General features: G+C 68.9%; 7 protein-coding genes. 5 read left to right on the top strand and 2 right to left on the bottom strand.

Features of this window, described 5'->3' with window-relative positions:
* Positions 1-163: 163 nt before the first annotated feature.
* Complete coding sequence (locus ACMZPQ_RS09100) at positions 164-712, bottom strand: Dps family protein (protein ID WP_006439098.1); 549 nt, start codon at positions 710-712, stop codon at positions 164-166.
* An 86-nt stretch (positions 713-798) separates the two neighbouring features.
* On the opposite strand from ACMZPQ_RS09100, the gene hrpA reads away from it, so the two are divergent.
* Complete coding sequence (gene hrpA / locus ACMZPQ_RS09095; protein ID WP_197583464.1) at positions 799-4881, top strand: ATP-dependent RNA helicase HrpA; 4083 nt, start codon at positions 799-801, stop codon at positions 4879-4881.
* A 53-nt stretch (positions 4882-4934) separates the two neighbouring features.
* On the opposite strand, the gene ACMZPQ_RS09090 is transcribed toward hrpA, so the two are convergent.
* Positions 4935-5471, bottom strand: coding sequence for a hypothetical protein (locus ACMZPQ_RS09090; RefSeq protein WP_197583465.1), 537 nt, complete (start codon positions 5469-5471; stop codon positions 4935-4937).
* Between the two features lie 129 nt (positions 5472-5600).
* Between ACMZPQ_RS09090 and ACMZPQ_RS09085 the strand changes: the two genes are divergently transcribed.
* The 4 genes from ACMZPQ_RS09085 (at position 5601) to ACMZPQ_RS09070 (ending at position 11437) form a co-directional block, all read left to right on the top strand.
* Positions 5601-7757: a bifunctional (p)ppGpp synthetase/guanosine-3',5'-bis(diphosphate) 3'-pyrophosphohydrolase gene (locus ACMZPQ_RS09085; protein ID WP_197583466.1), complete on the top strand. Its 2157-nt coding sequence runs from the start codon at positions 5601-5603 to the stop codon at positions 7755-7757.
* Between the two features lie 30 nt (positions 7758-7787).
* Positions 7788-9359, top strand: coding sequence for a hypothetical protein (locus ACMZPQ_RS09080; protein ID WP_197583467.1), 1572 nt, complete (start codon positions 7788-7790; stop codon positions 9357-9359).
* Positions 9360-9423: 64 nt separating this feature from the next.
* Entirely contained in the window at positions 9424-10311 is an 888-nt protein-coding gene (locus ACMZPQ_RS09075; protein WP_197583469.1) for an SDR family oxidoreductase, read from the top strand.
* A gap of 73 nt (positions 10312-10384) precedes the next feature.
* On the top strand, positions 10385-11437 hold the full coding sequence (locus ACMZPQ_RS09070; protein ID WP_197583470.1) for a glycosyltransferase: 1053 nt from the start codon (positions 10385-10387) through the stop codon (positions 11435-11437).
* Positions 11438-11520 lie beyond the last annotated feature (83 nt).

Below are 11520 nucleotides of genomic sequence, written 5' to 3'. Positions count from 1 at the left end.
CCGCGGCATGGATGCCGCGGCCAAGCCCCCATGGACGGGTTTACGGCGTCCCCTGCCACCGGTCCCACCCCGCCTACCCACAGGAAGCCAGCTTTTGCTGTTGCCGGCCAGCGGCCGGCACTACCGCGGGTGCAGGGCGCAGCCCTGCCGAACCCCCAAACCCTTACTGGAGGAGCGAGCGCAGCATCCAGGCGTACTTCTCGTGGGTCTGCAGGCGCTGGGTCATCAGATCCTCGGTCGGGGCATCGTCACCCTTGGCCGCCACGTCCAGCACTTCACGTGCCGTACGGCAGACCGCTTCGTTGGCGACCACCAACTGGCGTACCATTTCACGCCAGTCCGCACTGTCGGTCAGGCCCGGTTCCTCGGCGATCGAGGTCAGCGCAGCAAATTCCCGGTAGGAGCCCGGGGCATTGAAGCCCAGCGCGCGGATGCGCTCGGCCACGTCGTCCAGTGCCGCCCACTGCTCGGTGTACTGCGTCTCGAACATGGTGTGCAGCGAGTTGAACATCGACCCGGTCACGTTCCAGTGGAAGTTGTGCGTCTTCAGGTAGAGCGTGAACGCATCGGCCTGGAAGCGCGACAGGCCGTCGGCGATCTTCTTGCGGTCGCCCTGGGTGATCCCGATATCGATGTTCGGTGCCGACGGTGCCGCCGCTGCAAGCTTCTGCTTGCCGGTCTTGGCCTTGGTCGTGCTCTTGGTCTTCGCCATGGGGTTCCTCCTTGTGGAATCGTTGGCCTTCACAATAAACCGGTCGTGATGACTGGTCGCTTTCAAAGTTTTGAACGAACCGATTGATGAACTCTATCGATAAAAATCCATCGCCCCGCCTGCGCCAGCAGCGTGCCGCCATCGACGGCGCCATGAGCCGCGACCGGGGCCGTCTGCTGGGAATGCTCTCGCGTTGCCAGGCCAAGCCACAGGATGCGGCGCTGGCCGCCACCTTCGAGCAGGCCTTGCAGGCATCGGTGCAGCGCCGGCAGATGCGGGCGCAACAGCAGCCATCCATTACTCTGGACCCGCAGCTGCCGATTGCGCGTGAAGCCGACGCGATCATCAAGCTGATCCGCGACCACCAGGTGGTGGTGATTGCCGGTGAAACCGGCTCGGGCAAGACCACCCAGCTGCCCAAACTGTGCCTGGCCGCAGGCCGTGGCCAGGCCGGCATGATCGGCTGCACCCAGCCGCGACGGATTGCCGCACGTGCGGTGGCCAGCCGCGTGGCGCAGGAACTGCAGAGCGAACTGGGCCAGCTGGTCGGCTACCAGGTGCGCTTCAACGACAAGGTCAGCGACGACAGCCGCATCAAGTTCATGACCGACGGCATCCTGCTGGCGGAGATCGCCAGTGACCGCTGGCTGTCGAACTACGACACGATCATCGTCGACGAAGCGCACGAACGCAGCCTCAACATCGACTTCCTGCTGGGCTACCTGAAGCAACTGCTGCGCAAGCGCCCGGACCTGAAGCTGATCGTCACCTCGGCCACCATCGATACGGGTCGTTTCGCCGAGCATTTCGACAATGCGCCGGTAATCAGCGTCGAGGGCCGCACCTTCCCGGTGGACGTGCGTTACCGCGCGCTGGAAGGCGAGGGCGAAGACCAGGGCGAGCGCACCGTCAACGATGCCATCGTGTCGGCCATCGACGAGATCACCCGCCTGGATGCGCGCGGCGACGTGCTGATCTTCCTGCCTGGCGAACGTGAGATCCGAGACGCGCATCAATCGCTGGAGCGCCGCAAATACCGCAATACCGAAGTGCTGCCGCTGTACGCGCGGCTGTCCAACCAGGACCAGGACCGGGTGTTCAACCCCGGCCCGAACCGGCGCATCGTGCTGGCCACGAATGTGGCCGAAACCTCGCTGACGGTGCCGCGTATCCGCTACGTGGTCGATCCGGGCCTGGCCCGCGTCAAGCGCTACAGCCCGCGCAACAAGCTGGACCGCCTGCACATCGAGCCGATCTCGCAGGCCAGCGCCAACCAGCGCAAGGGCCGCTGCGGCCGTATCGCCGAAGGCATCTGCTACCGCCTCTACGCGGAAGCTGATTTCCAGGCGCGGCCGGAATTCACCGACCCGGAAATCCGTCGTTCCAGCCTGGCCGGGGTGATCCTGCGCATGCTGCAGCTCGGCCTGGGCCGCATCGAGGACTTCCCGTTCCTGGAAGCACCGGACGAGCGTGCGGTGGCCGATGGCTGGCAGCAGCTGACCGAGCTGGGCGCGATCGACGCCGAGCGGCGCATGACCGCGATCGGCAAGCAGATGGCACGCCTGCCGGTGGACGTGAAGCTGGCGCGCATGCTGGTGGCCGCGCAGGCCGCCGGCTGCCTGCGGCCGATGCTGGTGATCGCCTCGTTCCTGGGCATCCAGGACCCCCGCGAGCGTCCGGCCGAGGCGCGCGGCGCGGCCGACAGCGCGCATGCGCAGTTTGCCGATGGCCGCTCCGAGTTCGTCGGCGTGCTGCGCCTGTGGGACGCCTACCGGCAGGCCCATGAAGACCTGACCCAGTCCAAGCTGCGCGACTGGTGCGGCCGCCATTTCCTGGGTTTCCTGCGCATGCGCGAATGGCGCGAGCTGCATCGCCAGCTGCGCCTGCAGTGCGAGGAGCTGGGCTGGAAGGAAGAAGCCAGCGAGGCATCGATGGCGCCGCTGCTGGCCGGCAGCAGTGCGCCTGCGCCGGCGCGGGACGATGCGGCCGCGGTGAAGGCCACCCGTGGCCAGCTGCACCGTGCGGCGCGGTTGGCCCGCGAAGGCAAGACCGAGGCCGCTCCGGCCCCGGTGGCCGTGCGTGCGCAGAAGGAGCAGGCACCGGCCGGTGGTGGTTTCAGTGAGCGCGTGCGCGCCAGCGCCTACCAGACCCTGCACCGTGCCCTGATCGCCGGTCTGCCGACGCAGGTCGGTCATCGCACCGAGAAGGGGGATTTCCAGGCCCCGCGGCAACGCCGGTTCCTGCCGTTCCCCGGCTCAGCGCTGTCCAAGCGACCGCCGCCGTGGCTGCTGGTGGCCAATCTGCTGGATACGCAGAAAATCTGGGGCATGACCCTGGCCGCGATCGAACCGGACTGGGTGATTGCCGAACTGCCGCACCTGCTGCTGCGCAAGCATTTCGATCCGCACTGGTCGCGTGCGCAGGGGCAGGTGCTGGCGTCCGAGCAGATCAGCCTGTTCGGCCTGGTGCTGGCGCCGAAGAAGCCGGTGCATTACGGCCGCATCGCGCCCGGTGAAGCGCACGACATCTTCGTGCGCCAGGCGCTGGTGACCGGCGAGATCAACACCCGCGCCAGCTTCGTGGCCGACAACCAGAAGGTGCTGGAACTGGCCCGTGAGGAAGAGGCCAAGCTGCGCCGCGCCGGCATCGTCGCCGACGAGGACTGGCAGGCGCGCTGGTACCTGGACCGCGTCCCGCCGCAGATCCATTCGGCCGCCGGCCTGGATGCCTGGTGGAAAGGGCTGGCGCCGGAACAGCGCAAGAGCCTGCACTGGTCGCTGGTCGACCTGCTGCCCGGCGAAGGCAGCGAACAGGAGCGCTATCCCAAGTACCTGCCGCTGGGCCAGGCGCGGTTGCCGCTGCATTACCGCTTCGAACCGGGCGCCGACGATGACGGCGTGACCCTGGATGTGCCGCTGCACCTGCTCAATGCTCTGGACCCGGTGCAGCTGGGCTGGCTGGCGCCGGGTTTCGTCGCTGACAAGGCCTCGGCACTGATCCGCAGCCTGCCCAAGGCGATGCGCCGCAACTATGTGCCCGCGCCGGATTTCGGCCGCGCCTTCTTCGAGGCGTTCCCGCAACCCGGCGCCGATGCCATCACCGGCGAGCTGGCGCGCTTCCTGTCACGCGCGACCGGCGCGACGGTGACCGCGCTCGATTTCGAACCGGGTTCGATCGAACCGCACCTGCACATGAACCTGCGCCTGCGCGACGAGCAGGGCAAGGTGCTGGCCACTTCGCGTGACCTCGATGCGCTGCGCGCGAAATTCGGCGGCCGTGCCGGCGATGCCTTCGCGGCGCGTGCCGGGCGCGAGATGGCGGCTGACGGCCTGCGTACGTTCCCGGCCACGCCAATTCCGCTGCAGGTGCCCGGTGAAGCCGGCGTGCCGGCCTACCCGGCTTTGCTGGACGAGGGCGACAGCGTGGCGCTGCGCATCTTCGCCGACCGCCAGCAGGCGCAGGAGGCCCATCCGCTGGGCGTGCGTCGCCTGCTGGAGATCGCCTTGGCCGAGAAGGTCAAGCAGGCACGCAAGCAGTTGCCGGTCGGTGCCAAGACCGGCCTGTTGTACGCGGCCATCGAATCGCAGGAGCGCCTGCGCGGCGATCTGGTCGATGCGGCGATGAACGCGGTGTTGGCCGACGGCCTGGATGAGATCCGCGATGCGCAGGCGTTCGAGCAGCGCCGCGAGCATGCAGCCAAGGCCCTGTTCGGCGAGGCGATGTCACGGTTGAAGCTGGCCGAGACCATCCTGGCGCTGGTGGCGGAACTGAAGCCGATGCTGGAAGCCCCCTTGATGGGCTGGGCACGTGGCAACCTGGATGACATGGAAGCGCAGCTGGTGGGCCTGATTCATCCCGGGTTCCTGCGCGATACGCCGGCCGACGCGCTGGCGCAGTACCCGCGCTACCTGAAGGCGATGATCCTTCGCACCGAACGTGCCAAGCGCGATCCGCCGCGTGACCAGGCACGCATGCTGGAACTGCATCCGTTCCTGGAGGCGCTGCGCGACGGTCAAGCGCAGGGCCTGCACGAACGCCCGCAGTGGCAGGCGCTGCGCTGGGACCTGGAAGAGCTGCGGGTGTCACTGTTCGCGCAGGAGCTGGGCGCACGCACCGGCATCTCGGCGAAGAAGCTGGCGCAGCGGGTAACCGCCCTGCGCCAGGCGTGAACGCGGTCCTGCAGCGCCAAGCCGATGCTCGGCGCTGCAGGGCGGCTGCGGTGTTACTTGGAGCGGCGCACCTTCGGCTGCGCGTTCACGCCTTCCACCTTCATGTACCACACGCCCATCACGCCGGGCTTGATGCTGACCTTGGGCGACTGCTTGCGCACGCCGACCACGCTGGTGGTGTCGGTCTGCTCCCATTCCTGGCCGTTCTCCAGCACGTACACACGACCCTTGCCGAAGCCGCGGAATTCACCCTGCAGTACGCCGGTGATCGGCTCGCTGCTGCCGAAGTCGAAGAAGCCGCGGTTCTTCACGATCACTTCCTGGCGCCCCTGCTCACGGGCTTCCTCGCGCACCGCGGCAACGGCCTGGGTGGTGGCCGCCTCGACCTTGCCCTGCAGCCAGCGGTTGAGCGTGGCCAGCTCCTGCGCGCTCAGCTTGTCCAGGCCGGCCGCCTTGAACTCGGTCGGCGACATCTGCTGCTGCAGGTCACCTTCGACCACGCGCTGGGCCAGCGCAGGCGCGGAAAGGGATAGCAGCAGCGCGGCGCAGGACAGCAGCCGTAGGCGGAAACGCGGGGCGATCGAGGGCATGGCGGGACTCTCCTGGGTTTGCCCGCGAGTGTAGCGGCATGTGCTGATGCCCGGTGATGCCGTCACAGCGATTGTCCCTGAACGGTGCCGGCGCTAGTGTAGGGGCCTCTGTCTTGCCTGCTCGATGCTGTGAACCGCGCTTCCGTCCCCGGCCTGGATGCCTTGTTGAACCGTCCCTCGGCAGCGGTGCTGCCCGCTCCGCTGCGCCAGGCCCTGCGCGAGCACTGGGAAGCGCCGGAGTGCGATCACCAGATGCGCGCCAGCTGGTCGGTGCTGGGCGACACCCTTGATGCGCTGTCGATGCTTTCCGTCGACGAAGGCGCGGTGGTCGCGGCCCTGCTGTTCGATCTTCCCGGGCTGCGCGCCCAGCTGGATGCGTTGCCGCTGGGCAACCACGCGTCGGCGGTGATTGGCCTGCTTGATGGCCAGGACGCCGCCGACCCGGTATGGGCGCTGCACGCTGGCCGCGAGGCCGGCCGCAACAGCGAAGGCCTGCGCCGGCTGTTGCTGGCGATCATCCGCGACCTGCGCGTGGTGCCGATCCTGCTGGCCCGGCAGCTGGCGCGGATGCGCGCGGCTGACAAGCTGGACGACGAACAGCGCCGCGCGCTGGCCCAGCTGACCCGCGACATCCATGCACCGCTGGCCAACCGCCTGGGCATCTGGCAGCTGAAGTGGGAGCTGGAGGATCTGGCCTTCCGCCATCTGGAACCTGAAACCTACCGGCGCATCGCCCGTGAGGTGGACGAGACCCGCATCGCCCGCGAGCGCTACGTCGAAAACGTCAAGAAGGTGTTGTCGCGCGAACTGGTCGCGCAGGGCATCAAGGCCGAGGTCAGTGGCCGCCCGAAGCACATCTACAGCATCTGGCGGAAGATGCAGAAGAAGCGGCTGGCGTTCGACCAGCTGTACGACATCCGCGCGGTGCGGGTGATGGTCGACGACGTCGCCGCCTGCTACGCCGCGCTGGGCGTGGTGCATGCGCTGTGGGCGCCGGTGCCGAGCGAGTTCGACGACTACATCGCCCGGCCCAAGGCCAACGACTACCGCTCGCTGCACACCGCCGTGGTCGGCCCGGAAGGGCGCACCATCGAAGTGCAGATCCGCACCCACGAGATGCACTCGCAGGCCGAGCTGGGCGTGGCCGCGCACTGGAAATACAAGGAAGGCGGGAAGGGCGCGGAGAAGGCCTTCGATCGCAAGATCACCTGGATGCGGCAACTGCTGGAGCAGGCCCAGGACGGGCAGGGCAACGAACTGGCCGGGGCGCTCGATGCCGAGCTGACCGAGGACCGGGTCTATGCGCTGAGCCCGAAGGATGAGGTGCTGGACCTGCCGCAGGGCGCCACGCCGCTCGATTTCGCCTATCAGGTGCACACCATGGTCGGTCACCGGTGCCGTGGCGCCAAGGTCAACGGCCGCATCGTGCCGCTGACCTACCGCCTGCGCAGCGGCGACCGCGTCGAGATCCTGACCGGCAAGGAGGCCGACCCGCGCCGTGACTGGCTGATGCCGGCCAACGGCTTCCTGGCCAGCAACCGCTCGCGTGAAAAGGTGCGCAGCTGGTTCCACAAGCTGGACCGCGCGCGCAACGTGCAGGCCGGCCGCGAGCTGCTCGAGCGCGAGCTGAAGCGGCTGGGGCTGCAGCATTCGGACCTGTCGGTGGCGGCGAAGAAGTTCCATGCCGACAGCGTGGATGATCTGTACATCCAGGTGGCGCTGGGCGACACCGGCCCCAACCAGGTCAGCCGCGCGCTGTTGGAGGCCGAGCGTGCCGCCAGCCAGCCGGCGCCCGCACCGAGCCTGCCGCGCCCGACCGCGCGCCGCGAAAACCTGGGCAAATCAAAGTTCACCGTGCAGGGCGTGGGCAACCTGCTGGTGCAGCTGGCACGCTGCTGCCAGCCGGTGGCCGGCGAGCCGATTGTCGGCTACCTGACCCGTAGCCGGGGTGTCACCGTGCATCGGGCAGACTGTGTCGCGCTGGCCCGGCTGGCCGCCACCAGCCCGCAACGCATCCTGCCGGTGGAGTGGGGCCAGGCCGGCGGCGGTTACGAGGTGGACGTGGTGGTCGATGCGGTCGATCGTCGCTGGCTGCTGAAGGACATCACCAACCTGATTGCCCAGGAAGACGCCTACGTGCTCGACATCCACAGTGACAACGTGCGCAACAGTGGCCGGGCCCACCTGCGGTTGCGGCTGAAGGTCAGCGATTACGGCCAACTGTCGACGCTGCTGGGCAAGCTGGATGCGCTTCCGGGCGTGAGCGAGGCACGTCGCCTCGGCTGAGCTTCACGCTGCCCCGGCTACCCTGCACGCATGGAACGCGAGCCTCTGCATCGCCCGCATGGCGCTGAACATCCGGCGCTGGACCGCGTCCGCCGCGAAGGCCGTTGGTGGTGGCTGCAGGCACGCCATGCGCGCCGGGTCTGGCGCTGGGCGCTGGTCGCGGCGCTGGCGGTGTTCATGCTGCTGGTGTTGCTGCGCAAGCCGCTGGCCGACTGGTTCTGGGATGAGCCGCAGATCGAGCAGTTGCTGACCGAAGGCGATCGCGCACTGGCCGCCGGTCGCCTGAGCGCGGCCGATGGCAGTGGTGCGCGCGAACGCTACCAGGCCGTGCTGGCACTGGATGGTGATCGTCCGCAGGCGCGCCAGGGCCTGGCACGCACGGGGGCGGCGGCGCTGCAGCAGGCGCGCGACAAGCTGCAGGACGATGACCTGGACGGCAGTGCGCAGGCGCTGGCGCTGGCCCGCGACCTGCAGGTGCCACAAGGTGAAGCGGAGGAGGTTGCCCGCCAGTTGCAGGCGCGACGCAACGCCGGGGCAGGCATCGGAGCCCTGCTGGCACAGGCCCGCAACGCCTTTGCGGCCGGGCGCCTGGATGACGGTGACAGCAGTGCGCTGCCGCTGTTCCAGCGCATCCTGGCGCTGCAGCCGGACAACCTGCCAGCCCTGGAAGGGCGCGAGGACGCGCTGAGCGATCTGCTGCAGCACGCCCGCACGCTGGCCGCACGCGGGGAATTGGCCGAAGCCAACGCGATGCTGCTGCGCGCACGCCAGTTTGATGCCGGCCACGCCGATCTGCCGGCCAGCCAGGAGGCGCTGGCGCAGGCGGTCGATCAGCGTTTGCGGCAAGCACAGCGGGCGTTGCAGCGGCAGCAGCTGGACGCTGCGGCGAAGGGGTTCCTGGCGGTGCTGGCGGTAGCGCCGGATGATCCCAGCGCCCAGCGTGGCCGTGAGCAGGCGCTGCAGGCCGTGCTGGCGCGCAGCCAGGCGCAGGCGGAGGATTTCCAGTTCGAGGCCGCGCAGCGCGATGCGGCGCTGGCAGGGGAGCTGGGTGCTTCGTCGGCGGCGCGGCAGCAATTGGTGCAGCGCCTGCAGCGTGCACAACAGGCCCGGCAGGCGCTGCAGCAGCCGGCGGTGGGCAACGCGCAGCGCGAACGGCAACTGCGCGACCACCTGCGCAGGATCGAGCGCGCCGAAAACGCCGGGCAATGGATCAGTCCGCCCGGGCACAGTGCGTTCGATGCGCTGCGCGAGGCGCAGGCACTGGCGCCCCGCGACCCCCGGGTAAAGGCAGCGGCCACGCGCCTGTTGCCTGCCAGCCGCCGCTGCTTCGACGACAACCTGCGGCAGAATCGCGTGCAGGCGGCGGGGGCCTGCCTGCAGGCCTGGCAGACGCTTTCGCCGACTGCGGGCGGGCTGCCTGCAGCGCGCCAGCGGCTGGCGCAGCGCTGGCTGGCGATCGGCAGCGAGCGCCTGGGCAATGGCGATGTGGCATTTGCCGAACGCGCTCTGCAACAGGCCAGCGAGTTGGGCGTCACCGCCTCCAGCAGTGACTACCAGCAACTTCGGCAGCGTCTGCGTGACATCGGGGTGCCGTCGCCGTGAGCGAACCGATGCTGCCGCGCTCGCTATAGTGTGCGGCCCCGCTGCAGCGTCCCATGGAGTGCCGATGACCGTCCTTGTTTCCGGAGCCACCAGCCAGATCGGCCGCTTCCTGCTGCCGCGCCTGGTGCAGGCGGGTGTGCAGGTGCAGGCGGTGAGCCGTCAGCTGCAACCGGCGCAGGACGGTGTGCAGTGGCTGTGCGGGGATCTGGCCAGTGCGCTGGACAGCGTGTCGACCCCGGGCTGGCAGGCAATCGCCAGCTTCGGGCCATTGGAAGGCTTGGCCGGCTGGCTCGCCCGCCAGGCAACCGCACCTGCGCGCCGGGTCATCGCCACCAGTTCGATGAGCGTGCTGAGCAAACAGGATTCCGCGCAGGCCGACGAGCAGGACGTGGTGGCGATGCTGCAGCGGGGCGAGGCGGGCCTGATCGCGCAGGCCGAACGGCTCGGCATGGAATGGACGATCCTGCGCCCGACCCTGATCTATGGTGCCGGCATCGACCGCAGCATCACCCCGATCGTGCAGCGCGCCCTGCGCTTGCACGTGTTCCCGATTCCGCTGGCGAACGGCCTGCGCCAGCCCGTACACGCCGATGACATCGCGCGTGCCGTGCTGGCCTGCATCACCACCGGTGCGGGGGCGGCGCGGGTGCTGGAAATCGGCGGTGGCGAACGCCTGCCGTACCACGCGATGTTCCGCCGCGTGCATGCCAGCCTGGCGCAAACGACGCTGGCGTTGCCCTTGCCGGGAAGTGCACTGCGCGGACTGGCGGCGGTGCTGCCGCGCGCACGCGGTCCGGTGTCGCGCCTGCAGCAGGATCTGACCGCCGACAACGGCCCGCTGCAGGCCGTGCTGGGCGTGCAGCCGCGACGGTTCCAGCCGGATGCGCAGACGTGGCAGCCGATGAGCGCCGTGCAGGCGCTGCAACGGATCGCTGCCGTGCCCGGCCACTAGTCAGCGGCGGTATCCATGCGTTGCCGGGGGCTCTGCTACCATCGCCCGGCCCTGTTGCCTGCGAGTACGTTCGATGCCTGACGCGCCATCCCGATCGGCCCCCGCCGAGCGCATTGGCGTCGCGCTGTGCACCTACAACGGTGCGCGCTACCTGCAGGCGCAGCTGGACAGCATCCTTGACCAGGATCTGCCGGTGCACGAGATCGTGATCGGCGATGACGGCTCCAGCGACCAGACGCTGCCCCTGCTGCACGCCTTCGCGAGGCGTGCCGAAGCGCTGGGCATCCGGGTCGATGTGGTGCAGCACGCGCGCAACCTGGGCTACGTGCGCAATTTCACCGATGCCCTGCAGCGCTGCCGGGCCGACATCCTGTTCCTGTGTGACCAGGACGATGTCTGGCATCCGGGGCGGGTACGCACCTTCGTGCAGCGTTTCCAGGCCGATGCCGGGTTGTTGCTGCTGCACAGCGATGCGCGGCTGGTGGATGCGCAGGGCGCGCCGCTGGGCCAGCGGCTGCTGGAAGTGCTGCAGGTGCATCCGGCCGAGGTCGAACTGGAGCGCACAGGACAGGCGATCGACGCGATCCTCCTGCGCAACTTCATCACCGGTGCCACCTGTGCTGTGCGTCGCGCATTGTTGATCGATTCGCTGCCGGTGCCCGCTGGATGGAGCCACGACGAATGGCTTGCGATCCATGCCTCGCTGGGAGGAGGGCTGGACATGCTGGTCGAGCCGACCATCGATTACCGGCAGCATGACAACAACCAGATCGGAGCCAGTCGGCGTGGCTTTCTGCAACGCTTGCGCCATCTTGACCTGTTCGACGCACAGGCACGCCAGCGCACGGCGGGCCGCCTGCTTGCCCTGGATGATCTGCTGCGGCGCCGTCGCGTGGTATTGGCGCCGGAGTGCTTCCAGGGGCTTGAAACGCTGGCCTGGCGCATGGCGTGGTCACGGCTACAGCTGTATCGCCGCGAGGATGTTCCAGCGCGCTGGATCGCCCACGACGCGCCGCGCTTGATCGCTCGCCTGGCCAATGTCTGCCTGGCCGGCGCCGGCTGGAAGGGCGTGCGCGCCGCGCTGGCGGGGGCCACGGCCGGCTGGCGGGCGCCGCGCGCAGCTTGAACTGCAGTGAAACCGTGGGCCGGCAGCTGCCAGCCACCACGGCGCCTGCGTTAGACTCGCCAGACCCTACCTGCCCGCATTCC

The organism is Stenotrophomonas maltophilia, assembly GCF_047497515.2.
Classification (GTDB): domain Bacteria; phylum Pseudomonadota; class Gammaproteobacteria; order Xanthomonadales; family Xanthomonadaceae; genus Stenotrophomonas.
The sequence above is the reverse complement of the archived record's forward strand: the minus strand, read 5'-3'. Positions and strand labels throughout refer to the sequence as shown.

Excerpts from the sequence above, each read along its gene's own strand:
- ACMZPQ_RS09100 (WP_006439098.1), bottom strand. The coding sequence starts at position 712 with ATGGCGAAGACCAAGAGCACGACCAAGGCCAAGACCGGCAAGCAGAAG.
- hrpA (WP_197583464.1), top strand. The coding sequence starts at position 799 with ATGAACTCTATCGATAAAAATCCATCGCCCCGCCTGCGCCAGCAGCGT.
- ACMZPQ_RS09090 (WP_197583465.1), bottom strand. The coding sequence starts at position 5,471 with ATGCCCTCGATCGCCCCGCGTTTCCGCCTACGGCTGCTGTCCTGCGCC.
- ACMZPQ_RS09080 (WP_197583467.1), top strand. The coding sequence starts at position 7,788 with ATGGAACGCGAGCCTCTGCATCGCCCGCATGGCGCTGAACATCCGGCG.
- ACMZPQ_RS09075 (WP_197583469.1), top strand. The coding sequence starts at position 9,424 with ATGACCGTCCTTGTTTCCGGAGCCACCAGCCAGATCGGCCGCTTCCTG.
- ACMZPQ_RS09070 (WP_197583470.1), top strand. The coding sequence starts at position 10,385 with ATGCCTGACGCGCCATCCCGATCGGCCCCCGCCGAGCGCATTGGCGTC.